The sequence below is a fragment of the Enterocloster sp. genome, from assembly GCF_057861365.1.
In genome coordinates this window covers 66789-92378 of record NZ_DBMACH010000002.1, presented here as the reverse complement: position 1 = coordinate 92378, position 25590 = coordinate 66789, and the positions used below count along the sequence as shown (strand labels likewise).

Here is a 25590-nt window from a genome sequence, read left to right as displayed (position 1 = left end):
AATTCCCCCTTTCTCTCTACAGCCTAGTATCCCAGCGGCCGCAGAATACGTTATCATTGCAGGTTCCTTCAAACGCCGCCTCACCAGCTGCCTTTTCAATGGTCTGACGAATTACTTCTCTGGTAGGGGCATAAGCATTAATAAAGGTTTTAGCCATAGGCACATCCAACAAATGGTTGGTATAATTTAAAGAAATAAATATGGTAGGAAGTTCTTTTACATACCACGGAATCTCCGTAGAATGACCGATGGACCACTCCAGACGCACATTATTGGCTTGAGCATATCCCTTCATATTGATAAATACAAATACCACATCGTATTTCTTTTTAAACTCTTCTACCTTTCCGATTATCACGGAACGCAGCTCAGTTTCTTTTGTAATGCCATCATCCAATACTAGATCATAATAGCTTTCATGCATGGTGGTTTCATAACCAAACCTCTCCATCTCCTCCTTTACCAGCTGCTTTACAGGATCATGCTGGTTTTTACGTGAGATAGGTGGACTGCTGATTACAAAAGCATATGCTCTCTTATGAGTTTTTGGTGTAACAGGAAGATTGTGCTGAGTATCTTTTACAAGGGTGATACTCTTTTTAGCTGCTTCTGCTGCCATAGCAAGATGTTCTGCACATCCCACAACAGAAAGCCCCTCCTTTTCAGGTATCAGCGTACCCTTCTTCTTCTTTTCGTGAAGCTTTAAAGAAGCCTTTAATCCAAGAATACGGCGCAGCGCATCTGTAAGGCGCTCTTCTGTGATGATTCCATTTCTATAACCATCCATCATGTAGCCAAAATCTTCTTCGATATCATTAAAGAAGAGGAACATATCACAGCCTGCTGCAATTGCTCCGGGCACCTGCTGACTTCTTGGCATAGCAGCTGTCATTCCAGCCATATGGGAGGCATCCGTAAGAACAAGTCCATTAAATCCAAGCTTACCTCTCAGAAGATCCGTGATCAGTTCCGGCGCCAGTGTTGCCGGCATAATATCCTCATCCTTTATACCCGGACGAAGCTTTCTGGAGTATTCCGGCAGCGCAATATGACCCGCCATAATGCTCTGAATTCCGCTGTCGATCATTTCCTTATAAACATGACCGAAAGTAGAATCCCACTCATCACACTCCATTGTATTTACACCCATAACAAGATGCTGATCCAGTTCCTCAATTCCATCGCCTGGGAAATGTTTGCAGCAGACAGCAAGTCCGCTTTCCCTGACACCTCTCACATATGCCTTTGCATTTTTTATTACCAGTTCAGGATCCTTGCCATATGCTCTGGTATTTACGATCGTATTGCGCCAGTTATAAAGAAGATCACAAACCGGGCCAAAATCCCAGTTGCATCCCACAGCTGCAGCTTCTCTTCCGCTCACATATCCTACGCTGTAAGCAGTACTGTCATCATCCGTAGCTCCACATGCCGCCGCCGTGGCTACATACGTTCCTCCGCCGCAGGCTCCGTCACCGCCGTTGTCGCAGTTGCACGCGATTAAAACCGGAATTTTGCTGTGTTCCTGATAAAAACGGTTCTGTTCATAAATCTTTTCTGCCGGCTCATTGCTGTAACGGCATCCTCCGATATGAAAACGATCAAAAATCTCTTTCGTCTCATCAAAATCTTTTTTTCGATCCAGCATAATAAACAGCTGCCCAATTTTTTCTTCATCCGTCATGGATGCAATCGTTTCTTCTACCCAACGGATATCTTCATCTGACAGATAGAATGGTTTCTGTTTCAGATCAACCATATACTCGTACCTCCTTGTGATGTATGTCTGCAGTTCCCCAAAAAACTATTGTTTATATATGCCACTGCCTCTGACCGCCTGACAGGAACTTCGTTCTACCAAAGCCGGTCGAAGTTTTATCCCCCGTTCCTGCTCCTTCAGGGTACGTTCCCGTTTCATACGGATCAAAAGATTAATTGCACGCTTCACATGAAGCTTGTGTGAAATCGACACTGACGTCAGTTCCACTGCAGGAACCGCACCGTTGATATCATCAAAACCTATCACTGACATCTGGTCAGGAATCGCTATTCCATATTCCATACATGCCTTGATTACTCCGTTGGCTGTTGCATCACTGGCCGCAATGATGCCATCCGGAAGCGGCTCTCCTCCCGGCCTGAGGCTTTCCCGTATCAGTTCACTTGCCTGTCCATATCCACGATCAAAACTGCTTTTATAGTTTTTATCACTCTCGTAGACCTCAATCTCTGCTCCCCACTGTCTAGCCTCATCCATAATCCCTTCCACCCGGTAACGATGGACCAGACGGTCTTCCTTGATACCAATGCAGAGAATTTTTTTACATCCTCCCCGAATCAGGCGTTCGGCTGCCAGACTTCCACCCTTGCGCTCATCACCGCACACATAGGGAATCGGGCTGTTATCCGGCATTTCATTTAATGAAACGATCGGAACGTACCGCATATACTGATACAGATTTTTGGAGCTCATATCTCCCACAGGATAAAACAGGATCCCCTCCACCTGATTACTGATCAGAAGCTTGAAATATTCCATCTCTGTTTCATAATCCCGAAAACTATTGCAGAGAAGCACCTGATAACCATACTGCTGTGCCTCGCTGGTAAGAAGCACCATCAGCTGTGCATGAAACGGACTGGTAATATCCGGCACCACAATCCCCAGCGTTCTTGTATGACGCATCGTCAATCCGCTGGCGAGTGTACTGGGTACATAGGCCATGCGTTCGCAAATTTCCAATACATGATCTCTGGTTTCCTTCCCAATTCCACCCAAGCCATTAAGCGCTCTGGATACAGTTGCAACTGAAACGCCTGCCTCTTTTGCAACATCTTTGATTGTGATTTTTTTTGACTTCATCGGCTGTCTTTTCACTCCGTTCGTAAACATTTCCCTCGTCATATATAAAGTATAACATAACCTTTCATCCGAAACTATCCGACTATTTTACGATACGTTTTGCGTAACTTTGTAATAAATGCACAAATTTTATGCATAATTTTTATCGCTTTCGTCGAAACCTTTTTTGAATTTCCTTGTGTTTTACATTTATTTTTATCAGTTTTATCTTTTTTATATGTCTTCAAAAACAGCAGGAGGTCATTTTGCACATTTCGCAATGTGATGCACAGCTTATTCTTCCGAACGCGCCGGCAAAAGAACTGCGGCGTTATGTTCAAGGTGAATATATCTATGTCCCTCTCAAACTGGAAAACGGATGCAGCAGCCATGTGATCACAGCCGCCGCGTCCGTTTTTTGCAGGTGCAGATATTCTTAAAGTTATCTTACTTTTATGATTTATGAACTGCCGTCCCCTTCCCCAGATTTTTCTCAATCTTCTTTATTACATACAGATAGGAAATGCCTGTAAACAGACCGGCTCCCACCCAGGCGGCAGGATCGCAGGCGCAGGCCAGCCAATAGCTGTGAATATCCATAGCGATCACTGCTACGATCAGACGGGCTGCCAGCTCTACCACTCCGCCCATCATAGGCAGAAAGCCGTATCCGCAGCCCTGCATGGTATTTCGGAAGATAAAAATAGTACATAAAGGCACATAAAACAGGGTACAGATGGTTGTATACGTTCTGGCCCAGGGCATCATAGCCGCCAGATCTACCTCCCCTGAGAAGAACAGACCCAGACTTGGCCCCAGAGCTGCCGATACGACCACTGCAGATGCCACCGAATAGATTACCTCAATGATCAAAGCCGCACGGACACCCTGGCGGATTCGTCCTGCATCACCTTTTCCGTAATTCTGGCCGCTGTATACAGCCATCGTCTGCCCCATAGCTACCATTCCCTGGGTCAGCAGGCCATGGATTTTTCCGGCTGCCGCGTAGGCGGCCACTGCCTCAGAGCCAAACAGATTAATCGCTGACTGCATCACCATGGTTCCCGAGGAGGTAATGGCAAACTGCAGCGCCATGGGAATCCCCGTAGCCAGCTGATAACGGGTATCGCCCTTGTGGAATCGCCAGTGGCGCTTTTCCGGCATCAGGGCCGGCACCTTTTTATAGATGTAGGCTGCACATAATACAGCAGAAATTGCCTGAGACAGGTTAGTCGCCCAGGCAGCTCCGGCTACTCCCATTTTAAAGTTGATGATCAGGATCAGATCCAGCACTACGTTTAAACAGGCCGACAGCACCAGAAAAACAAGAGGCATACGGCTGTTTCCCACAGCTCTCAGATAGGAAGAAAACAGGTTATAAAATACATTGGCCACCATTCCCAGGCTGATAAGGGAAATATACTCATAAGCCTGCGCAAAAATGTTTTCCGGCGTATTCATCAGATGCAGCAAGGGACGCATAAATAAAAGGCTGGCTGCCGTAAAGCCAATGGCGCCGATCAGAGAAAGAAGGATACCGTTCGATACGCTCTGTCTTACCCCGTCCATCTTTTTTGCCCCGTAGCGCTGGGAGGTCAGCACGGCAAATCCGGCTGTAATGCCCTGTGCAAAGCCGTTTAATAAAAACATCACGGTTCCCGTTGATCCTACTGCTGCAAGCGCATCCGCACCCACATAGCGCCCCACAATGATGGTATCTGCCATGTTGTAAAGCTGCTGGAAAATATTTCCAATTGCAAGAGGCAGTGTAAACATGATCAGAACCCGAAAAGGGCTTCCTTTTGTCATATCCTGTTCCATTGCAGATTTCCTTTCCATTCTTACAGATTTCAGTTATGACATTGTAGCACAGGTATGAATCATTGTCACACATCAAATTAAACGAAATTTATTTTCTAACGCATTAAAATCCGTAATCTCATACAATCATACCATCCATGGATAAGCCCAGAGTTTAAAAACGGCCTGCCGCGCCCAGAACCAGCTTCCACATAATATCCCACATCTGAACCACAACAAAAACAAGGCTTACGGTGCAGATCAACCTGTTTGCCAGCCCATCCGCAGAAAACAGCCGCAGGCAAACACCTTTTTTATATGGATAAAAAATTTCTACCGGCTTTTTATTTAACAGATCCAAAAACATGTGGGAAAGAAAGCCTGCTGCCACATAGGGGATCAGCGGAGCATACAGAAAGTAAAACGCAGCCATCAAAAACCCCAGTGCCAGAAAAGAATGGGTAAAGCTTCTGTGGGAGGACAGCTTTCCTGCAATGGTTATCACCAGAAAAATCCCAAGTCCAAGAAGCTGCCTGCTCCCCAGATGGGAACCGATATGATCCCAGATTCCGGTGCTCCATTTCCAGTCTAAAAATAAGATCACAGCCCCTAAAAGCAGGGCTGTATTTCTCACGACCCGCGCATCCCGGCAGTAAGTGCTGGACTGTACGTCCAGATCGCAGATCAGTCCACCCAGAGCTCCTCCTAAAAGAGCCTGAAGGCAGCCGCCGATAGTATCAGGGGGCGAGATCAGCACAGCGGCCCCGATCCCGGCTATCATATGTGTTTTTCCCATCATGTCGTATCATCTCCCGTCTTGTCTTTTGTCTAAAAATGGGACCTGGCAAGCCCAGATCCCACATATACGTTCTCTCAATGTCCACAGCAGCCGCTGCAGCCGGAACAGCTCCCGGAGCAGCCGCCTGTTCCATTTTTCTTATCCTTCCATAGCTTCCTCAACGCAGCTGCAAGAGAAGCAAATACCAGAAGTCCAGTTACCAGATTCCACGGATTCATTTACATCACTCCCATCAGATTTCCAATGATTTTAACGATCATAGCCGCAATCCACGCAATCCCGCACTGCCACAGTACAACTAAAACCGCCCATTTTCCGCCCAGTTCACGCTTCACAGCGGCAATCGCTGCCACACAAGGCGTATAGAGCAGGCAGAACACCAGAAGGGATGCTGCTGCCAATGTGGTAAGGGCTGTCTCTACCCCGCCTGCAAAGAGGACTTCCAGAGTAGATACCACGCTCTCTTTTGCCATAAAGCCGCTGACAAGAGAGGTAATGATCCGCCAGTCCCCCAGTCCCAGAGGCGCAAACAGCGGAGCCAGCCAGCCGGAAATCACAGCCAGGATACTTCCCGATGAATCCTCTACCAGATTAAACTGGAAGTCAAAGCTCTGCAAAAACCACACAGCCACCGTAGCTACCAGAATTACGGTAAAAGCCCTCTGCAGAAAATCCTTAGCCTTTTCCCATAAAAGCTGGCTTACATTTTTAACCCCCGGCAGACGGTAGTTGGGAAGCTCCATTACAAAAGGAACCGCCTCCCCTTTAAATAGGGTGCTCTTAAATAAGACTGCCGCTAAAATACCCACCAGAATTCCCAGAATATAAAGGCCTGTCATAATAAGGCCGCCATGTCCCGGAAAAAAGGCGCTGACAAAAAAGGCATAGATCGGAAGCTTTGCCGTACAGCTCATAAAGGGTGTTAAGAGAATGGTCATCTTACGGTCCCTTTCGCTTGGAAGCGTCCGGGTCGCCATCACTGCAGGAACAGTACAGCCAAAACCGATGAGCATAGGCACGATGCTCCGGCCGGAAAGGCCGATCTTTCGCAGCAGCTTATCCATAAAGAAGGCAACTCTTGCAATATATCCGCTGTCTTCCATCATGGACAGGAAAAAGAACAGCGTTACAATAATCGGAAGGAAGGAAAGCACAGAACCTACTCCGGAAAAGATACCGTCAATCACAAGGCCGTGAAGAACCGTATTTACATGAGCTGCTGTAAGAGCTCCGTCCACCCACTCTGTCAGAGCCGTGATGCCTATTTCCAGAATCCCCTGAAGCCATGCTCCGATCACATTAAAGGTCAGGTAAAAGACCGCAGCCATAATTCCGATAAAACAGGGGATCGCCGTATACTTTCCAGTCAGAACCTGATCAATTCTCCGGCTTCTGATATGCTCCCTGCTCTCTCTTGGCTTTACCACGGTTTTTTCGCAGATCCGTTCAATAAAGGAAAAACGCATATCCGCCATGGCTGCGCTGCGGTCAAGCCCCCGTTCCTTTTCCATCTGTAAAATGATGTGCTCTAAGGTTTCCTCTTCATTCTGATCCAGCTTTAACTGCTTTAAAATCAGCGTATCGCCTTCGATCAGCTTAGAGGCTGCAAACCGCAGCGGGATTCCCGCGCTCTTTGCATGATCCTCAATGAGATGGCAGACCGCATGGATGCCTCTGTGCACGGCTCCGCCAAATTCATTTTCATCACAAAAATCCTGACGCCCCGGACGTTCCTGATATCTGGCAATGTGAATTGCATGCTTTACCAGCTCATCCACACCCTGATTTTTTGCCGCAGAAATCGGTACTACCGGAACTCCCAGCATGGCTTCAATCCCGTTTACATCAATGGTGCCTCCGTTTCCTGTGATCTCATCCATCATATTTAAGGCAATTACCATGGGAACATCCATTTCCAGAAGCTGCATGGTAAGATACAGGTTGCGTTCAATATTGGTAGCGTCTACAATATTGATGATTGCCTTCGGCCTGTCCTCCAACACAAAGTTTCTGGATACGATCTCCTCATTTGTATAGGGAGACATAGAATAAATACCCGGAAGATCCGTAATCCGCGTATTGGCATACCCCCTGATGGGGCCATCCTTGCGGTCTACCGTAACGCCGGGGAAATTCCCCACATGCTGATTGGCTCCGGTAAGCTGGTTAAACAGAGTGGTTTTACCGCAGTTCTGGTTGCCTACCAGGGCATATGTAAGAATTTCACCCTCAGGAAGGGGATTTCCCTCTCCCTTCACATGATATTTTCCATCCTCTCCCAGGCCGGGATGAACACTGTTGTTAATATTTTTTGCCCCCTCATGGCTGCGGGTACGGATGTCAATGGGTTCAATCTCGATCTGATCCGCATCATCCAGGCGCAGAGTCAGCTCATAACCGTGGATCTGCAGCTGCATGGGATCTCCCATGGGCGCCAGCTTCACAGCCGTTACCTCTGCTCCCGGTATCACCCCCATATCCAAAAAATGCTGGCGCAGAGCGCCTTCCCCGCCAACTGCCTTTATGACAGCACTCTTTCCTATTTCCAAATGCTTCAGTGTCATTTTTCTTTGTCCTTTCTCATACTCTGAAACGACGTTCATCTGTATTCTTGCGAAGTTAGTTTATGATAATTTTTATCATTTGTCAAGCACGCTTTGTTTAAGCTAACTATAAATCGAATCATTTTACTGCTTCTTTCCCCCACCGATCAGATCATAGCTTTCCCCTATCATCCTCTTTATGATTTCATCCGGAATCCTCCCGTCCAAAGGAATTGAATTCCAGTGCTCCTTATTTTGATGGTATCCCGGCTGTATGGAAGGGTATGCCTTTCTCCAAAATTCTCTCCATTGAGGATCAACCTTTACATTCACCCACATAGTCCCATTTCTCTCATACGTCCAGGCAAAGGCTTTACGATTCTTTTTATATCTAAGAAGTACCCAGTTCGGATCGTGAAACGGCGTATCTATATACACATCCTGAAAGGTCATTCCATAATCTAATACCTCTCTGCGTTCTTTCATGTGAAATCTTCTTTTCTCCTTCCCTTTTCTGCAAAACAAACACTCTGCCAAAAGCATACAGCAAAGCAGAAGATTCCGCTAGCCACAGAATCTTCTGCCAAAATCACTCCGCTTATAAATAATCTGTTTCCATCTGATTATAAATTTCTTCCAACTCTGCCGCAATCCGCCGGATGATTCCCGGCTCAAAGGGGGAATCCAGACCTGCATCCTTTAACATACAGGTAAAAAAGTCTGAAGCACTGGCTTCGCAAAACGCCAGATAGCTTTTCCAGGCTGCTCTGTAGTCCTTCTGCATCCAGATCTTATACTGAAAGGCATTCGTCTGAGCAATTACATAATCAATGTAATAAAATGGGAAGCTGTAAATATGGTGCTGGCGCTGCCAGAAGCCGCCTTCTGAATAAAATGAAGATTCCTCCTCATATGTCAGGTGGGGTTTGTACTGCTTTTCCAATTTTTTCCAGATATCCTTTCGCTCTGCCGTAGTCATTTCCGGATGATCGTATACAATATGCTGGAATTCATCCACCATGCTGCCATAGGGGATAAATACTACCGCATCCTCCAGCTGGGATTTTAAGAAATCACCGGCCCTGCTGCCAAAGAACTGCTCCATCCACGGATTAGTGAAAAACTCCATAGACATGGAATGGGTTTCTGCCGTTTCCATCGTAATATCGGAATGCTCCATAATAGGATCTTTTCCTGAAATATACCCCTGAAATGCATGGCCGCACTCATGGGTCACTACATCCACATCCCCGGCGGTTCCGTTAAAGTTGGCGAAAATAAAGGGAGCCTGATAATCCGGCAGATAGGTCATATACCCTCCCACCTGCTTATGGGGACGGGCAAATACATCAAACAGATCCCCTTCCATCATAAAATCGAAAAATTCTCTGGTTTCAGGGGATAATTCCTCATACATTTTCTGCCCGCTCTTTAATATCTCCTCCGGAGTTCCTGTTGGTTTGGGGCTTCCCTCCGGGAAGCTTAAGCCCTCGTCCATGTGGTACAAGGTGTCAAGACCCAGACGCTTCCTGCGGTTTTCCCACATTTTTTCCGCAAAGGGCACCCAGTCCTTTTTAATCTGATCCCGGAACTGCTCTACCTCTTTTCTTCCGTAGCTGTTGCGGTTCATACGGCAGTAGCCCAGATCTGTATAGGTCTCAAAGCCGAGCTTCTTTGCCTGCGCCGTACGGTTTTTTACCAGCTTATCATACAGTTCATCCAGCTGGTCTGCAATCCCCTCATAAAACGCATTCACCTTTGCAGCCGCCTTTTTCCGGATTTCCCGATCCTCATGGTTTAAATATGGCGTCATCATGGAAAGATTAAGGAGTTTTCCCTTCCAGTCAATCTTTGCGCCGGCAAGCAGTTTTTCGTACTCTGTCACAAGGGCATTTTCTTCCTGCATCAAAGGGATCACTGCCTCGCTTACAGACTTTGCCGCAAGCTCAATATTTTTAAATGCAGGCCCGCCGATGACCAGCTCCAGCTCCTTGCGGTATGGAGAAGCAAAGAGGAGCTTCTTATACTGCACCTCCTGATTGGAAAATGCGGGCATTTCCTGGTCATAATACGTTTTCTCTTCCTCATAAAAGGGATCTGTGGTATCAATACTGTGACGGATTTCCGCCAGAGTAGCCTGGGTTTTGATGCGGCCCATCAGCTTATAGTAGCGTCTGTGGACCTCCATCTGTTCCTGAGGCGTACCGGCTTCCTGAAAAGCCTTTATAATAGAGGAAAGCTCCTCTTTGGCGGCATCAAAATCAATCCGTTCATAGGGCATTTCACTGAATTTCATGTTGGGTTCCTCCTGTTTATGACTAGTATGGATCATTTTTATTTTATCATTCCTGTCAGCTTCCAGCCGAATCCTTTGAAACAGGCATAACCACCGGCCAGTGAAGCCCCCTCTGATTGGAAAAACCATAATCTGCCTTTTCTCTGTATTTCGGCGCCTCTACGCCTGTCAGTTTTCCGTCCGAAATCCAGTTTACATCTTCTCCGTACAGCTGCTGCATCAGTTCCTTTTCCAGTGCTTCCTGTATCTGCCTTACCTCAGACCTCCCTGACAGATCTTTCATTTCCATTGGATCCTGTTCAAGATCAAAGAGCTGAATCCTGTTTCCCCATGGATAATAAATGAGTTTAAAGCGTCCGTCATGGATCATGCGCGTAGCTCTTGGCCCCTCGCTTATTTCTCCAAACAGAACCTGACGCTTTCTCTCACCAAACAGATTTTCCCCTTCTGACGTATCCGGCACCGGAATTTTGCAGAATTCCAGAAGGGTAGGCATAATATCCTCCAGACAGGCCAGACGCGTATCCTTCTTTCCCCTCAGGGAAGCTACAGGCTTTCCTGAAAAGAGCAGCGGTATATGGGATGAATTTTCATAAAAACTGCGTTTCCCCGCCATCTTATGCTGGAACAGCATTTCCCCATGGTCGCTGGCAAACACAATCAGTGTATTATCCAGTATTCCATTTTCCCTCAGCGCTCCCAGTACCAGACGAATCTGATGATCAATCAGAGTACACTGGGCAAAATAGGCTTTCTTTGCCAGCTTTATCTCTCTGTCGCTGTAATGCCTGCCGGATTCTGTCATTTCCTTCATGATAAAGCTGTCGTCAACCCAGTCTCCTGCTGGCGGCAGAGTAATATCCTCGTCTTTATACATATCCAGATATTCCTTCAGCGGAACCAGCGGCGGATGTGGAAACTGATAGGACAGATAAAAGAAGGAAGGACGTGTAGGATCTCTCCTTTGAATCTGCCGCACCATCTGTGCCGTAGTCCACACGGTAGGATGCATCCGTCTTTCAAGGGGCCATGGAGTCGTATAATATGTATTATTTCCCATAGCATGAGAAAACTCCTGCCCTACCGCTCCGTTTTCCGCCAGCCATATCTGATAATCGTCCAGAACGCCAAATTCATAGCGTCCCTCTTCCTGAAGAATCACCTCATTAAAACCAATACGGTTTCTCTGGGGATACACATGAAGCTTTCCCACTGCCACAGTCTGATATCCGGCATCTGAAAATGCCTGGGCCAGTGTTTTCGCTTCCGGCATCTTCATCCGGTCGCTGTATACCCTGTCACCATGGCTTCTGGGGCTCATACCTGTCATCAGACTCCGTCTGGCCGGTATACATACCGGACAGGTGCTGTAGCAGTTTGTATAAATCACCCCGTCTCTTGCCAGCTGGTCAATGGTGGGAGTCATAATTTCACTGCACCCTCTATACCCCATAAAATTCTGAGACCATTGATCTGTCTGTATAAAAAGTACGTTATATCTCTGATTGTCCATGCCCTTCTCCTTTCGAGTGCTGCTTCCCCCCTGTAAAAGCGTCTGTCAGTGAAAGCCCGCCGGATTCTGACTCCCGCGGGCTTTCGTCATCGTTTCTATCCCTGCTTCGGCTGCTTATTTCACAGCGCCGATCAGTTCTTTTATATCATCTATTCCGTGGCGTTCCATATATGCCCGGATACCGTCTACGGTTTCCACAGTTGCATATGGATTGTGGAAATTGGCTGTTCCAATGGCTACAGCCGTAGCACCTGCCAGAATAAACTCCAGAGCATCCGCTGCATTGGCAATACCGCCCATTCCAATAATAGGGAGCTTAACCGCATTAGCTGCCTGATACACCATGCGCACTGCCACCGGCTTGATAGCAGGGCCGGAAAGTCCGCCTGTTTTGTTGGCTACGGCAAAGGTACGGCGCTCCACGTCAATCTTCATTCCCGTTATGGTATTGATCAGGGAAATCGCATCTGCACCGCCTGCCTCAGCAGCCTTTGCCATCACGGTAATATCTGTCACATTGGGACTGAGCTTCATAATAATCGGCTGCTTTGCATGAGCCTTTACTGCCTTTGTAATCGCCTCAACCGCCTTTGGATCCTGACCGAAAGCAATTCCCCCCTCTTTTACATTGGGACAGGAAATGTTGATCTCCAGCATATCCACCGGCTCTTCTCCCAGACGCTCTACTACCTCAATGTAGTCCTCTGTGGAACGACCGCAGACATTCACAATAATTTTTGTATCGTATTTCTTCAAAAATGGAATATCACGCTTTGCAAATACGTCAATTCCCGGATTCTGCAGACCAATGGCATTGATCATACCGCCGTAGGTCTCCGCGATTCTGGGAGTGGGATTTCCGGGCCAGGGTACATTTGCCACGCCTTTTGTAACAACAGCGCCCAGACGGTTTAAATCTACAAATTCACTGTATTCCATACCGGAGCCAAAGGTTCCGGAGGCTTCCATCACCGGATTTTTAAATTCCACTCCGGCGATATTTACACTCATATTCACAGGGCCGTCCTCCTTTACAGTTCAATCTCATCTGCCAGGAATACAGGGCCGTCCTTGCAGATACGCTTATTGTGCACCTGAGAATGCTCGTCCTTTTCCTTAGACTGGCAGACACAGGCAAGACAGGCGCCCACACCGCAGGCCATCTTCTCCTCCAGAGAAATCCAGCACTGAATGTTGTTCTCTGCCGCATATGCCTTTAAGGCGCGAAGCATAGGGGTCGGACCGCAGGCATAAATCACATCTGCAGTAAGTCCATTTTCGCGGATTGCATCCAGCACATTCCCCTTTGTTCCCCGGCTTCCATCCTCTGTAGCAGTATAAACCGGACCGTAAGCTTCAAATTCATCCTTCAAAAACAGCTGGCTGTCGCGATAGCCGATCACAGACTGAACCATTTCAGAACCATTCAGCGCACACAGCTCCTTTGCCAGCTGCAGCATAGGAGGAATACCGATACCGCCGCCGATCAGGAAGGCTTTTTTCCCTTCCAGAAGAGAAAAGCCATTTCCCAGAGGCCCCAGGATATCGACCGTATCCCCTGCCTTCAATGCAGAAAACTCTTCTGTGCCTGCCCCTGCTACTCTGTATACCAGACGCAGCTGTCCGGCCTCTTTGTCGATTCCGCAGAGGCTGATGGGTCTTGGAAGCAGACGGGAGCCGTCTTTGGAATAGACGGATACAAACTGTCCTGCCGCTGCCTGTGACGCAATCTCCGGGGCCTTCAGTCTTAAATCATAAATACCTTCAGCCAGCTGTGCCTGTGAAACCACAGAGGCTGTCATCTTTAACTTTGCCATGAACATTCTCCTATTTCCATTTCCGTCCTGATGCCGTAATTCATCTTACAGTACGCTGTTAATATCTGCCACCATATCCATCACAGCCTGTCTGGATGCCTCTGCAAAATGCTCTGTACCGAACTTTTTATATTTTTCCTGCTTGTAGGCCGCAATAATACCTCTGGAGGAATTTACAACGGCTCCTAAACCGTCTTTATTAAAGCAGTGCTTTAAGTCTTCAGCAGTACCTCCCTGAGCGCCGTAGCCCGGTACCAGGAAATAGGTATGAGGCATGAGATTTCTTAAAATACGGCTCATCTCCGGATAGGTTGCTCCTACTACTGCGCCTACATTGCTGTAATCTCCGTCCATGGAAGCATTGCCCCACTCTACTACCTTCTCTGCCACCCACTCGTAAAGCGGACGTCCGTCGATCAAGCGGTCCTGAAACTCGCCGCTGGAAGGATTGGAGGTCTTTACCAGAACGAAAAGGCCTCTGTCATGGCTGTTGCATACGTCTACAAATGGTTTTACACCGTCTGTGCCCAGATATGGGTTTACCGTAAGGAAATCTGTGTCAAAGCCGCTGTAGGTTTTAGAGCCTACCTGTACGCTTCCGATATGACCGGTGGCATAGGCTGCGGAGGTAGAGCCGATGTCGCCTCTCTTTGCATCGCCGATTACAACCAGCCCCTTTTCCTTACAGTAGTCTACAGTTCTCTTATATACCTTTAAGCCCTCAATACCAAACTGCTCATACATGGCAATCTGAGGCTTAACAGCCGGGATCAGATCAAAGGTATGATCTACAATTTCCTTATTAAACTGCCAGATTGCCTCTGCCGCTCCCTCTAATGTCTCGCCGTACTGCTCAAAAGCAGCCGCCTGGATATGCTCCGGAACGTAGGAAAGCATGGGATCTAAGCCTACGCAGATCGGCGCCTTGGTTTTTTGTATTTTTTCAATTAACTGACGGATCATAATATCCTCCTCTTATCTTGTGATATGTTATAATTCTATCATAGTTTTCACCGTCTGAACAGTACCCATTTTCCCCGAAACGCCCTGTCCTTTCCCTCAGTCCTTCTCTCTCATCATCACCGCTGCGGACGGCGTCTGTGCTCCCCGGTGTACCGTGACATGGGCTTTTTCCATACGAGTGCTGTCAAAGCCATCTTCTGTGTTGCTGTTGGGGAAAATGAAGTTTTTACCGCTGGATGTAACCGTCAGCCGAAGGCTGTGGCCTGGAAGAAACGTATTGGATATTTTGGTGGTGCGGATAGTAACAGGATAAATCTGATCCGGCTTAAGATACTCAGCCTGTTCAAAGCCATTTCTGTATTTTGCACATAAAACACCATCCGCCAGCTTAATGGACCGCCCTGTTTCATCTACATCTGTAATTCGGACCATAAAATCTGTATCAGGACAGTCACAGGAAACATACAGCTTCACCGCCAGTTCGCCCGTAATCGTAAAGGGCTCCTTAAAGGGCTCTGTGGTATAGGAAAGCATATCCTCCCGCCGTTCGATCACCGTATAGTCCTCCGGAACCTCCAGTTCATTTTCAGACATATCTATAATATGTACGGACGGATTTCCGGGATCATAAAAATAGGAATCCCTTCCACCTGTTTCAGGAGCCCTAAAGCTCAGGCTTCCCTGACCGCAGGCGGCTCCATTTCCGGCAGCTGAATCGTCCTCTGCTCCGTTCAGGTAAAGGATTGCTTCTTCTGTATTGGCCGGCGGCCAGCACTGCCCGTTTTTCCAGGTATTATCACCCAGAGTATAATATTCCAGCGCAGGCGTCCTCTCAATGCCATTCTCTATTCCCTTTAAAAAATGCTCCAGCCACTTCATACAGAGGATATCCATATCATAGCGCAGGGCATCCGGCCCCATATGAATACCGTGGAGATCATAGTCTGCATTGCCGCTGTGCTTCCAGGGACCGAGCACTGCCTTCCAGGTTCCCTCAGGCCAGTCCTTTACCAGCTCCAGGGCCTCTGAGGTTCCCATTCCGTTATCATCAAACCATCCGGACATGATCAGCGCAGGAACCGGTCCGCCCTTATAGTTGAGATGCCAGTTTCCCTTTTTCCAGAATTCGTCCATATCCTTATGCCTCAGCCATTCTGTCAGAAAGGGCAACTCCCGCCCCAGAGCCTTTTTCGGAATATCCTCAATGGGACGGATATCCAGAATCTCATCCCAGTTCTCCTGTTCCATAAGATCCGGACGCATCCTCTGTTCTGACACAGAAAAACACCATGCCAGCATGCCTGAGTCAAAGCAGCCGCCCCTTCTTGGAAGGTCTACAAAGGCGCTTCCGGCGCACACACTGGAAAGCATAGCCTTCAGATGAGGATTTCCGCTGGCAGCAGCAGCCCACTGAACATATCCCAGATAGGAGCCTCCGGTCATTCCCACACTCCCGTCGCTCCAGGACTGGGCAGCAATCCAGTTTAAGGCATCATCTCCATCTTCAATTTCATAATACTGGGGCATCCATTTCCCTGTACTGTCCTCCCGTCCTCTTACATCCTGAATCACCACTGCATAGCCTCTCTGGACAAAGCGGTAATATCCTTCCAACCCTCTTGATTTACCATAAGGGGTACGGATCAGAACCGTGGGAAAACGCTGTCCCTCTGAGGGAAGATATACATCCGAAGCCAGCATTTCCCCGTCCCTGGTCTTTACAAACTCTGTTCCCAGAAACCGGACACCAAAACACTGCCTGTCAGGATATACCTCATCCCAGATTTTCAGAACCGTATTCTCTTCCATACCCTCTTTTACCAGAATGCCGGTATAATCGCGTCCACTCATTAAAACTGCCCAGATTTTTCCATTTTCATAAAATAAGTCCATTGGAAATTTCTTATCTCTCTGAATATAGGACTCTCTCCGACGGTTTGTAAACCGTTCCCCGTCCAAGGTAAAGACTTCCGGCTCCTGTGCAATTTTCTCCTCACAGGCTGCTTTCTTTTCAAAAAAGCCTGCGATGCTGCGGCTGCACAGCTTCTGTAAAAATACATTTTCCTTTTCTCCGAAAGGTCTTTCTTCGCCCAGATTTCCTGTTTCAATATCCAAAATCCGGACCGTCAGAGCTTCCGTTTCTTCCCGTATCTTTGCATATAAAATACCGGAAAAGTAAAAGTTCCAGTTCATATTTTATTATCCTCCAATCGGCATATGTACTCCTCATCCCATCCCCACTGCTATCAGAGGGGCAATCACCACAGGCGGCACCAAAAGGGCCGGGAGCAGATTCAATGTACGGATCTGCTTGATTCCCAGTATGCCCAGACCGCTGCTTAAAATTAAAATTCCGCCTACCAGACTGATTTCCGTCATCAGAGCGTCTGTAATAAAGGGTTCAATCACACTTGCCAGCAGATAGATACTCCCCTGCCAGCAAAAAAGCACCGCTGCCGCAATGGCGATACCGAAGCCAAAGGCAGAGCTGAGTACCGTAGAAGTAATTCCGTCCAGAACAGCATTGGTATAAAGGAAGGTATTATCTCCCAGAAGGGCGCTCTGCATGGGTCCCAGAATCGAAAGCGTGCCTGCACAGAACAGCAGGATCGCTGTGGACAGTCCCTTAGACAGCTCAGAGCTGCCGGAAATCCTTCCCACAGCCCGGTCAAAGACAGCCTCCAGATCAAGCCCTGTACCGATCAGGCCGCCCAGGGCCAGACTTACAATAAACAGAACATGATACTGTGATTCAGGCATGGCTTCTGCAATGGAATTGATTCCAAGGGCTGTGGCTGCCAGCCCCATGGAATCCATCATCACAGTTTTATACTTTTCTCCGATTCCCTTCTTTAAGGTGCTTCCCACTACGCAGCCCGTGAGAATTGCGCCAGTATTTGCAATGGTTCCCAACATAATACATTCCTCCTGTTTCCAAATTTACCCATACTTCAAATCACCTTCCGTCCGGTCCATTGTCATTTCATGCATACCTCAAATTCATCCAGAAGCTCTTCAAAGAACTCCATTGCCTGATCCACCGGCCTGCTCTCAGACATATCCACGCCGCATAGCTTTAAAAGCTCCACCGGCTCCATACTGCAGCCTCCGCTTAAAAACCGCTTATAGCCCTCTAAAATCCCCGGCTCCCCTTCCATGATCCGGCGGCTGATGGCAACGGCAGCCGAAAAACCGGTTGCGTACTGATATACATAAAAAGGTGTATAAAAATGGGGAATCCTTTCCCATTCATAACCAATTTCCGAATCAGAAACCATATCCGGCCCAAAATAATCCTCATTTAATTTCTGGTAAATTCCGCACAGCTTTTCAGAAGTCAAGCTCTCTCCCGCTGCTCCCAGCTCATGAACTGTCTTTTCAAATTCCGCAAACATGGTCTGACGGAACAGAGTTGCCCGGAAGCTTTCCAGAAAATGGTTTAACAAATACGCCCGTTCCTTCTTTTCTTTACACTGCTTCAGCAGATAGCGGATCAGAAGGGCCTCATTGCAGGTAGACGCTACCTCTGCCACAAAAATCTTATAGCCTGCATAGACATAGGGCTGGTTTTCATTGGAATACCAGGTATGAATGGCGTGCCCCATCTCGTGAGCCAGTGTAAATACATCATTTAAAGTGCCGTGGAAATTTAACAGCACATAGGGATGGCAGCCGTAAATCCCCCAGGAATAAGCTCCGCTTCTCTTTCCTTCATTTTCATATACATCAATCCAGCGGCCCTCAAAGCCTGTCTCAAGCAGGGACAGATATTCCTCCCCCAGTGGAGCCAGTCCCTCCTTCACTATTTTCTTTGCCTCTTCAAAGGTATAATGTGTATTCCCCTGCGATGTAAGAGGAACATAAACGTCATACATATGAAGCTCATCCACCCCAAGAAGCCTCTTTCTCAGGGACATGTAGCGGTGCATAAGAGGAAGACTCTTCCTCACCGATGACACCAGACGGTCATACACCCCTTCAGGCACCTCATTCGAACTCAGATAATATTCCCGGCTGGAGGTATACTTTCGTGCTTTGGCATAAAATACAGCCTGCTTCACATTTGCGCCAAAAGCAGCTGCCAGGGTGTTTGAATATTGTCTGTATACACTATACAAACTTTGAAATGCCTCCCTGCGTATCCTGCGGTCTGGATGCTCCATCAGGGAAATATAGGTTCCATGGGTTACAGGAAGCTCTCTCCCATCCTCCCCGGTAATGGATGGAAAGCGCACATCTGCATTATTAAACATACGGAATACCTGTGCTCCCCCCTGCGTGGCCTCCTGAGAAGCAGCCAGAAGCGCCTCCAGCTCATCGGAAAGCGTATGGGTCTTTCTCTTAAGCAGCTGGCTTAACAGCCTGCCATACAGCCCAAGCTCCTTTTTCTCCCTCTGAAACGCTTCCAGCTGTTCATCCGGGATTGAAAGAATCTCCGGCACCATATAGGACGACAGCTCTCCTGCCCGAAAAGACAGGTTCTGGGCTCTGGAAAACATATCCTGGGCCTGCTGTCCCGCCGTGTCCTCATCGGAACGCATTCTGGCATATACATACAGCCGTTCTATTTTCTGTGAAATAGAATCATCAAATGAAAGCCCCTCAAAAAGCCGATCCGCCGACCGTCCCAGTGTTCCCTTAAACTCCTGATAGCGGTCTGTTTCCCGGACCGCTTCTTCATACAGCTTCTCCCACGCTTCCCTATTCTCTACCATATCCTCCAGCTTCCAGGTGGCTTCCGCCGGTATTTCATCTCTCTTTTTTATCATAAGCCCAAGGCTCCTTCCATTGCAAAATCATTCCTTATTTTATCACATTGGAAGGGGTTGTAAACCAGATTTCCCTATCATTTTTTAATATTTCCCCTCCTCCTTAACAAAAAAGTCAGAAATTATTATAAAATAGTCAAAAGAAAGTGATCGTTTTTGTAATATCTATCCGCTATAATCATACATGTAAAAAGAAAACAAACTCAAAAGGAGATTTTAATTATGAAAAAGAGATTTATCACCACAGCAGCTATGGCAGCTATCACAGCAACCATGTTATTAAACGGATGCGGCAGTTCCCAGACAGCCTCTACATCTGCTCCTCAGACAGAAACACAGGCTCCTTCTACAGAAGCCAAACCTGATGAGACTGAAGAAACTACTGCAGCGCCGGAAACCGGCGGATCAGAAACAGAGGCTCTGGCCGAGGACGTAGTCCGCACAGAAGCTGTTTATGTAAAAGACAGTGAATTTGCAGAAGACGGCAGGCTGGTCTTCCACAATGATACCCACGGAGATTTTATCTGCAATATCAGCGACTTCACTGTTTTACCGGAAGAATTAAAGGACGGAGAAACCTATGTGATCAGCCATTCCATGGTTATGACCATGTCCCTTCCCGGACAGCTTCCTCAGGTATATTCCATCCGCACTGCAGATGATACCTATCAGGATTCCATCGGTACCGTACAGGCCATCGAAGAAGAAAATGTGCTCTTTGAGCAGGCTGACGGAAATCAGTTTATGATCAGCAAAGACAGTGTGGACGACATTGAGAAGCTTCAGGAAGGCGACGTATGTGTAGTAAGCCACACAGAAGCCATGACCCGTTCCATGCCCGGAATTTATATGGAGGTAAACCGCGTAGACGTACTTCCCCAGGCAGATTCTGAGACAAAAGAAGCTTCTGCCGAAACCCTTACAGAAATAAAGGAAGCAGAAACAACAAAGGCAGAGTAATTCTTATATAAATACCTCCCTGATTCACAGAGCTGTTTTGCCTGTCATTCAGGGAGGTATTTTTTTGTTATTTTCTTAACAATCTCTTGTGAAATTCTTCAAAATCCTTGCAATTTCGTAAATATGTGATAAAATCCCTAGCAAACCTTGCCTGGAACCGACATCTGCAGGATTTCCCTGTGATTTTGGCTCCGGCAGCAGAAAAAAGGGAGAATCTATTATGTCAGCAGCCAGTATCAAGGATTTCCTTAAACGGAAAAATGTCAGCATCACCGTCCAGACCTATCTGATTGATGCCTTGGGAGCCATGGCCTTCGGCCTTTTTGCTTCCCTTCTGATCGGCACCATTTTCGGAACTCTTGGACAGCAGTTCCACATTGAAATTTTTAATGTAATCGCAGACTATGCCAAAAGCGCTACCGGCGCGGCTCTGGGTATTGCCATTGCCCATGCCTTAAAAGCTCCCCAGCTTGTCCTCTTTTCCGCCGCAACCGTAGGTATTGCCGGAAACGCCCTGGGAGGGCCTGTAGGCGCTCTGGTAGCTACTATCGCAGCCGCAGAGCTGGGAAAAATCGTGTCCAAAGAAACCCGTCTGGATATTCTGGTCACTCCGGGAGTTACTATCATCTCCGGCGTGCTGGTAGCACAGTTCGTAGGACCGGGGGTGGCAGGCTTTATGAGCTGGTTCGGCAATCTTGTAAAAACTGCTACAGAAATGCAGCCCTTTATCATGGGAATCCTCGTTTCTGCCCTCATCGGCGTCGCGTTAACCCTTCCCATCAGCAGCGCAGCCATCTGTATTGCCCTTTCTCTGGATGGTCTGGCCGGGGGCGCCGCTACCGCAGGCTGCTGCGCACAGATGATCGGCTTCGCCGTTATGAGTTACCGGGAAAATAAAATCGGCGGCCTGATGGCTCAGGGGCTGGGAACCAGCATGCTTCAAATGGGAAATATTGTTTTAAATCCCCGGATCTGGATTCCCCCCACACTTGCATCCATGATCACAGGCCCCATCGCCACTATGGTATTCCATCTGGAAAATATACCTGCCGGTTCAGGAATGGGAACCTGCGGCCTGGTAGGCCCCATCGGAATCTACACTGCCATGGGAGGCGGAACCAGTATGTGGCTGGGAATCCTTTTCGTCTGCTTCCTCCTCCCCGCTGTATTGACCTTTATTTTCGGAGAAGCACTTCGGAAAATGGGCTGGATTAAGGACGGCGATTTAAAGCTGGATCTGTAAACTAAAAACTCCTGACTGATCCCGTACAGGGTAATCAGCCAGGAGTTTTTATATACCGGTACAAATACATTCAAAATTTAACGGTGAATATATTGAATTGCCACACACTTCGGCCCTCCCTGAGCCACGAACACCGGACTCAGCTCCAGTATATGAATTTCCAGACCTGCAAATGCGGTTTCAAACATAGTACGGATATTCTCCGCCTCTTTTTTCGCCGCAGCATGGACAATATATAAAATATGGTTCTGCCCGATGTCCTTCTGTTTCATGTACTCCATAATTCCTTTTACAGCGGCAGACATGGTACGCTTTACAAAAAAATTGTCAATTCTGGTTCCATCCTCCGTCAGCTTCATAACCGGCTTTAATTTCAAAACAGAACCAAGGGCCGCTGCAACGGGAGTCAGCCTTCCGCCTCTCTTTAAAAAGGAAAAGTCCTGCGGGATCAAAAAGGACTCTGTCTTTTGGGCAGCCTCCTTTAACCATTCCAGAATCTCAGAAGCACTTCTTCCCTCTTCCTTCATCTTCTGCGCCTGTTCTGTCATATATCGATGAGGCCCGCACAGAGTTCTGCTGTTGAACACCGTAATCCGCTCAGGGTTTTCTGTCATTTCTCTGGCACTGCATGCTCCGTGATAGGTGCCGGAAAGGCCTTCCGCTATGGAAATATGGACAATCTCATCCTGCGGATATCTGGCATATGCATCCAGCACCTCCCCGATGGGAGGCTGAGAGGATCTGGGAACCTGCCCTTCCTGAATACGCCGGTAAAATTCCTCCATATCAATCTGAAGATCCCGGCCTTCCAGATCTCCTATATGTATGCACAGGGGAATTGCCTCAAACCCCATTGCTTTTGCCTCATCTTCTGTATACATCACAGAAGAATCCGTTATAATCTGTACCACATCTAATTCCTCCGCCCTATAATATAGTTTTAGAAACTACTTATTATAGTTTGCAATATTTGTATAAAAATGTCAATAGGCGGAGAATCATTTTTCAATCTTTAGTGATGCTCGCCGCACTCATCTGCATGCTCATGATTGTGGCAGATCGATCCGGTAGAAATCAGCTCGCCCCGAAGATAGGTTTCTACTGCAGTTCTGGCGTCACCCTGAACACCTACAATCACCTCTACACCGCGCTCATTAAAGATATCTACAGCTCCTCCGCCCATTCCGCCGGAGATAATTACCTGGGCTCCGTTATCAGCCAGGAAATTCGGCAGAAAGCCGGGACGGTGGCCCGGATTGGGGACGGAATTTTCAGCCACAATCTTACCGTCCTCTGCATCAAAAAAGATAAAGTTCTCACAATGTCCAAAATGTCCGGCAACCTCGCTGCCCATAGCTGCTACTGCAATTTTCATAATCATCTTACTCCTTTTTCATCTTTCTTTAAGATCTGGTTTACAGTTTCAAATATATTTTTTAACCCATCTCTGGCAGGGCAGTCTATATCTGCAATGCTTTTTCCTGCATTCACTGCCAATGATACGTTTTTATCATAGGGAATCACGCCTGCAAACGGAATATCCTCTTCTTTGCAGAACTCCTTTATATCCCGCGCATGTTCCGGACTTACATCCCATTTATTGACACAGACTGCCAAACTTGCCTGAAAGGTTCTGGCGGTTTTTACCAGCCGTTTCAAATCGCTGATTCCCGACTGGCTGGGTTCTGCCACTATAAGCACCAGATCCATTCCGCTGACAGACGCAATCACCGGGCATCCAATGCCGGGAGATCCGTCAATAATGGCCAGTTCCGTTTCCGGAGCATGCTTCAGCATGGCCATCTTCACATCTGTTACCAGCTTTCCGGAATTTCCCCGGCCCATTTTCAAAACAGCCGTAGAAAATATCCTCTCGCCCAGATACAGTTCCTTTCTGCCTGCCACATCCTCCGCAAGATACACTGCCTTTTGGGGACATACATAAGCGCACACACCGCAGCCCTCGCAGGCATATTCATTTACCCGATATCTTCCCTCTTCCTTTTCAAGAGCATTAAACCGGCAGTGGGACGCACAGATCCCGCAGCCAACACATTTATCAGGATCAACCACAGCCTTCTCCCCTCCCAGAAATTCGGCAATTTCCGGAGAAACCGGAGGAGCCGCTACCAGATGAAGGTTAGGCGCATCCACATCGCAGTCTGCCATTGCCCTTGTCTGAGAAAAATGAATAAAAGCCGCTGCGGTGGTAGTCTTTCCAGTGCCTCCCTTTCCGCTGAGGATCAAAAGACGTTTCATAAGACACCTCCAATCTGCTTCAGCACATCTGCAAACAGTATGCCAAGCTCAGGGTCTTTTCGGGAAACGAGTTCTCCTGCTGCCGCCATGGCTCCGATCCTGGGAGAATAGGGGATACGGCACAGTATTTTAAGATCATGCTCCCTGCAAAAATCCTCCAGTGGTTCATAGGGAGTCTCTTCTTTATTGATAATAACGCCGCATTTTCTCCCCAACAGAGTCACAAGCTCATAAACCATCTGAAAGTTGTGAAAGCCAAAAGCTGTAGGCTCTGCCACAAGAATACAGAAGTCCGCATCCATCACACTTTCCATCACACTGCAGGCGCTTCCGGGAGGGCCGTCTATAATCGTCAGCCCCTCTGCCTGTTTAAGCGCTTCCCGAATAACAGGGATGCCTGACGCCTCTCCGGGATTTAAAATACCGGTCACTGTTTTCACATCTCCCGCCATCCCGATTTGCAGCCTTCCAACCGGCTTTTCTCTTTCTGTAACAGCATTTTCCGGGCAAACCAGACTGCAGCCGCCGCAGCTGTGGCAGACCTCGGAAAATACCATGGGTTTTTCCCTGATATACATCAGGGCATGGAAGCGGCAGAATTCCACGCATTTTTTACAGCCGGTGCAGCGGCCAGGATCGAACTCCGGCAAAAGAGCGCTTACTGTTACCTCCTCTGTCCGATCGGGCTTCAGAAATAAATGTCCGTTGGGCTCTTCCACATCACAGTCAATATATACTGCATTTCCAGCTGCTGTTGCAAGATTCACTGCAGCCAGAGTTTTCCCCGCACCGCCCTTGCCGCTCAAGCAGGCGATTTTCATTGTACACCATGGTAGCCGCCGTGGAAGTGAGTCAGCTCCTCAAGCCTTCCCTCCTCCAATGCAGCCAGATCATCCGCAGCGGCTTTATTTGCGGATTTATAAATTTTTATACCTGCGGCCTTAAAGACCTCTGCCGCATTCTCTCCGCAGCGGACTGTAAGCAGAGTATCGATACGGCTGTCCACCAGAAACTGCGCTGCCTGAATCCCTGCGCCTCCCGATGCTTTGGCTGCCGGATTTTCCACGATTGTATCCCTGCCGTTTTCACGGAACAGGAAATAGGGTGCGCGGGCCAGAACAATACACACATCCTGTCTGTTTTCATCCAACGGAACTGCGATTTTCATCCTTTTTTCCTCCTTCGTCAGCTTTTGTGCACAGCCCAGACGGTGTTTTTTACAGCCTCCGCAGCCGCAGTACTCTTCTTCTCCGCTGCAAAGCTGATAGTCCCCGCCCTCAATGCGCAGAACCCGTCCCTCTACCAGTGCCTCTGCTATCTTTTTCCGGGCGGAATTATAGATAAGCTGAACCGTAGTTCTGGCAACCTGCATATAGGCACTGCATTCCTCCTGGGAAAACCCCTGTCTGTCGATAAGGCGGATTGCCTCATATTCATCCACAGTCAGGATCACTGCCGGATCACCGCAGGCTCTGCCCAAAGGATGAAATTCCCTTATCTGCGGCATCTGGCACACCTTTCGGCACTTTTTGGGCCTTGGCATCGTACTCACCTCTTTCGGCTCGTTTATGGCATATGCCATTTATATTTTGGAGTATAACTCTGTTTACGGCATATGTCAATAACATTTTCTACAGCTCCAATGCCAATCTGGTTACTTCATAGATTGCTTTTTGCATCTCCTGCTTTAAGGCCGTCTCCAATACGATATCCCCCTTCTTTCTCTGTCAGAGTTTCCCAAAGGGCTGTATCCGGTCTGGAACCAAAGGCAAGAACAATGGCTGAG

At 47.9% G+C, this 25590-nt stretch carries 22 protein-coding genes; 2 read left to right on the top strand and 20 right to left on the bottom strand.

The window, feature by feature from the left end:
- Positions 1-16: 16 nt before the first annotated feature.
- The 15 genes from ACZM6M_RS03230 to pepF form a co-directional block, all read right to left on the bottom strand.
- Positions 17-1759, bottom strand: a complete 1743-nt coding sequence (locus ACZM6M_RS03230; RefSeq protein WP_066549549.1) for a glycoside hydrolase family 3 protein — start codon at positions 1757-1759, stop codon at positions 17-19.
- 45 nt (positions 1760-1804) lie between these two features.
- Positions 1805-2863 (bottom strand): LacI family DNA-binding transcriptional regulator, encoded by a 1059-nt coding sequence (locus ACZM6M_RS03225; protein WP_167544887.1) that lies wholly within the window; start codon positions 2861-2863, stop codon positions 1805-1807.
- A gap of 432 nt (positions 2864-3295) precedes the next feature.
- Positions 3296-4663: an MATE family efflux transporter gene (locus ACZM6M_RS03220; protein ID WP_489489689.1), complete on the bottom strand. Its 1368-nt coding sequence runs from the start codon at positions 4661-4663 to the stop codon at positions 3296-3298.
- Positions 4664-4817: 154 nt separating this feature from the next.
- A complete protein-coding gene (locus ACZM6M_RS03215; RefSeq protein WP_317438730.1) occupies positions 4818-5441 on the bottom strand; it encodes a metal-dependent hydrolase in 624 nt (207 codons plus the stop codon).
- A gap of 74 nt (positions 5442-5515) precedes the next feature.
- On the bottom strand, positions 5516-5659 hold the full coding sequence (locus tag ACZM6M_RS03210; protein WP_296037919.1) for a FeoB-associated Cys-rich membrane protein: 144 nt from the start codon (positions 5657-5659) through the stop codon (positions 5516-5518).
- Complete coding sequence (gene feoB, locus ACZM6M_RS03205; RefSeq protein ID WP_337932122.1) at positions 5660-8005, bottom strand: ferrous iron transport protein B; 2346 nt, start codon at positions 8003-8005, stop codon at positions 5660-5662. It abuts the gene before it with no gap.
- A 123-nt stretch (positions 8006-8128) separates the two neighbouring features.
- Positions 8129-8470 carry an MmcQ/YjbR family DNA-binding protein gene (locus ACZM6M_RS03200; protein ID WP_296037924.1) on the bottom strand — a complete coding sequence of 114 codons (342 nt, stop codon included), beginning with the start codon at positions 8468-8470 and terminating at the stop codon, positions 8129-8131.
- Between the two features lie 112 nt (positions 8471-8582).
- Positions 8583-10280, bottom strand: coding sequence for a M3 family oligoendopeptidase (locus ACZM6M_RS03195; protein WP_489489686.1), 1698 nt, complete (start codon positions 10278-10280; stop codon positions 8583-8585).
- A gap of 55 nt (positions 10281-10335) precedes the next feature.
- Positions 10336-11793, bottom strand: a complete 1458-nt coding sequence (locus ACZM6M_RS03190; RefSeq protein WP_066549572.1) for a sulfatase-like hydrolase/transferase — start codon at positions 11791-11793, stop codon at positions 10336-10338.
- 114 nt (positions 11794-11907) lie between these two features.
- Positions 11908-12810: a dihydroorotate dehydrogenase gene (locus ACZM6M_RS03185; RefSeq protein WP_418926422.1), complete on the bottom strand. Its 903-nt coding sequence runs from the start codon at positions 12808-12810 to the stop codon at positions 11908-11910.
- A gap of 14 nt (positions 12811-12824) precedes the next feature.
- Positions 12825-13610, bottom strand: a complete 786-nt coding sequence (locus ACZM6M_RS03180; RefSeq protein ID WP_337932188.1) for a dihydroorotate dehydrogenase electron transfer subunit — start codon at positions 13608-13610, stop codon at positions 12825-12827.
- A gap of 45 nt (positions 13611-13655) precedes the next feature.
- Positions 13656-14573 carry an orotidine-5'-phosphate decarboxylase gene (gene pyrF / locus ACZM6M_RS03175; protein WP_337932190.1) on the bottom strand — a complete coding sequence of 306 codons (918 nt, stop codon included), beginning with the start codon at positions 14571-14573 and terminating at the stop codon, positions 13656-13658.
- A 96-nt stretch (positions 14574-14669) separates the two neighbouring features.
- Positions 14670-16766 carry a CocE/NonD family hydrolase gene (locus ACZM6M_RS03170; RefSeq protein ID WP_337932192.1) on the bottom strand — a complete coding sequence of 699 codons (2097 nt, stop codon included), beginning with the start codon at positions 16764-16766 and terminating at the stop codon, positions 14670-14672.
- Between the two features lie 33 nt (positions 16767-16799).
- Entirely contained in the window at positions 16800-17489 is a 690-nt protein-coding gene (locus ACZM6M_RS03165) for a DUF554 domain-containing protein (protein ID WP_337932194.1), read from the bottom strand.
- Positions 17490-17551: 62 nt separating this feature from the next.
- Positions 17552-19339 carry an oligoendopeptidase F gene (gene pepF, locus ACZM6M_RS03160; RefSeq protein WP_418496582.1) on the bottom strand — a complete coding sequence of 596 codons (1788 nt, stop codon included), beginning with the start codon at positions 19337-19339 and terminating at the stop codon, positions 17552-17554.
- 225 nt (positions 19340-19564) lie between these two features.
- On the opposite strand from pepF, the gene ACZM6M_RS03155 reads away from it, so the two are divergent.
- On the top strand, positions 19565-20302 hold the full coding sequence (locus ACZM6M_RS03155) for a hypothetical protein (RefSeq protein ID WP_337434001.1): 738 nt from the start codon (positions 19565-19567) through the stop codon (positions 20300-20302).
- Between the two features lie 220 nt (positions 20303-20522).
- A complete protein-coding gene (locus ACZM6M_RS03150; RefSeq protein WP_337434002.1) occupies positions 20523-21545 on the top strand; it encodes a PTS sugar transporter subunit IIC in 1023 nt (340 codons plus the stop codon).
- A 77-nt stretch (positions 21546-21622) separates the two neighbouring features.
- Here ACZM6M_RS03150 and ACZM6M_RS03145 read toward each other — a convergent pair whose 3' ends face one another.
- The 5 genes from ACZM6M_RS03145 to ACZM6M_RS03125 all read right to left on the bottom strand — a co-directional run bounded on the left by ACZM6M_RS03145 (position 21623) and on the right by ACZM6M_RS03125 (position 25347).
- Positions 21623-22456, bottom strand: coding sequence for a DegV family protein (locus ACZM6M_RS03145; protein WP_337434003.1), 834 nt, complete (start codon positions 22454-22456; stop codon positions 21623-21625).
- Between the two features lie 101 nt (positions 22457-22557).
- Entirely contained in the window at positions 22558-22920 is a 363-nt protein-coding gene (locus ACZM6M_RS03140; protein WP_337434004.1) for a NifB/NifX family molybdenum-iron cluster-binding protein, read from the bottom strand.
- A gap of 2 nt (positions 22921-22922) precedes the next feature.
- Positions 22923-23804, bottom strand: coding sequence for a nucleotide-binding protein (locus ACZM6M_RS03135; RefSeq protein ID WP_484076576.1), 882 nt, complete (start codon positions 23802-23804; stop codon positions 22923-22925).
- Positions 23801-24625, bottom strand: a complete 825-nt coding sequence (locus ACZM6M_RS03130; RefSeq protein ID WP_337434006.1) for a 4Fe-4S binding protein — start codon at positions 24623-24625, stop codon at positions 23801-23803. Before ACZM6M_RS03130 ends, ACZM6M_RS03135 begins: the two co-directional genes overlap by 4 nt.
- Complete coding sequence (locus ACZM6M_RS03125) at positions 24622-25347, bottom strand: DUF134 domain-containing protein (protein ID WP_337434007.1); 726 nt, start codon at positions 25345-25347, stop codon at positions 24622-24624. The genes ACZM6M_RS03130 and ACZM6M_RS03125 overlap by 4 nt, the downstream gene beginning before the upstream one ends.
- Positions 25348-25590: the final 243 nt, after the last annotated feature.

What these genes read in the sequence shown, in the direction of transcription:
- ACZM6M_RS03230 (WP_066549549.1), bottom strand. Translation starts at nt 1,759, where the DNA reads ATGGTTGATCTGAAACAGAAACCATTCTATCTGTCAGATGAAGATATC.
- ACZM6M_RS03225 (WP_167544887.1), bottom strand. Translation starts at nt 2,863, where the DNA reads ATGAAGTCAAAAAAAATCACAATCAAAGATGTTGCAAAAGAGGCAGGC.
- ACZM6M_RS03220 (WP_489489689.1), bottom strand. Translation starts at nt 4,663, where the DNA reads ATGGAACAGGATATGACAAAAGGAAGCCCTTTTCGGGTTCTGATCATG.
- ACZM6M_RS03215 (WP_317438730.1), bottom strand. Translation starts at nt 5,441, where the DNA reads ATGATGGGAAAAACACATATGATAGCCGGGATCGGGGCCGCTGTGCTG.
- ACZM6M_RS03210 (WP_296037919.1), bottom strand. Translation starts at nt 5,659, where the DNA reads ATGAATCCGTGGAATCTGGTAACTGGACTTCTGGTATTTGCTTCTCTT.
- feoB (WP_337932122.1), bottom strand. Translation starts at nt 8,005, where the DNA reads ATGACACTGAAGCATTTGGAAATAGGAAAGAGTGCTGTCATAAAGGCA.
- ACZM6M_RS03200 (WP_296037924.1), bottom strand. Translation starts at nt 8,470, where the DNA reads ATGAAAGAACGCAGAGAGGTATTAGATTATGGAATGACCTTTCAGGAT.
- ACZM6M_RS03195 (WP_489489686.1), bottom strand. Translation starts at nt 10,280, where the DNA reads ATGAAATTCAGTGAAATGCCCTATGAACGGATTGATTTTGATGCCGCC.
- ACZM6M_RS03190 (WP_066549572.1), bottom strand. Translation starts at nt 11,793, where the DNA reads ATGGACAATCAGAGATATAACGTACTTTTTATACAGACAGATCAATGG.
- ACZM6M_RS03180 (WP_337932188.1), bottom strand. Translation starts at nt 13,610, where the DNA reads ATGGCAAAGTTAAAGATGACAGCCTCTGTGGTTTCACAGGCACAGCTG.
- pyrF (WP_337932190.1), bottom strand. Translation starts at nt 14,573, where the DNA reads ATGATCCGTCAGTTAATTGAAAAAATACAAAAAACCAAGGCGCCGATC.
- ACZM6M_RS03170 (WP_337932192.1), bottom strand. Translation starts at nt 16,766, where the DNA reads ATGAACTGGAACTTTTACTTTTCCGGTATTTTATATGCAAAGATACGG.
- ACZM6M_RS03165 (WP_337932194.1), bottom strand. Translation starts at nt 17,489, where the DNA reads ATGTTGGGAACCATTGCAAATACTGGCGCAATTCTCACGGGCTGCGTA.
- ACZM6M_RS03155 (WP_337434001.1), top strand. Translation starts at nt 19,565, where the DNA reads ATGAAAAAGAGATTTATCACCACAGCAGCTATGGCAGCTATCACAGCA.
- ACZM6M_RS03150 (WP_337434002.1), top strand. Translation starts at nt 20,523, where the DNA reads ATGTCAGCAGCCAGTATCAAGGATTTCCTTAAACGGAAAAATGTCAGC.
- ACZM6M_RS03140 (WP_337434004.1), bottom strand. Translation starts at nt 22,920, where the DNA reads ATGAAAATTGCAGTAGCAGCTATGGGCAGCGAGGTTGCCGGACATTTT.
- ACZM6M_RS03135 (WP_484076576.1), bottom strand. Translation starts at nt 23,804, where the DNA reads ATGAAACGTCTTTTGATCCTCAGCGGAAAGGGAGGCACTGGAAAGACT.
- ACZM6M_RS03130 (WP_337434006.1), bottom strand. Translation starts at nt 24,625, where the DNA reads ATGAAAATCGCCTGCTTGAGCGGCAAGGGCGGTGCGGGGAAAACTCTG.
- ACZM6M_RS03125 (WP_337434007.1), bottom strand. Translation starts at nt 25,347, where the DNA reads ATGCCAAGGCCCAAAAAGTGCCGAAAGGTGTGCCAGATGCCGCAGATA.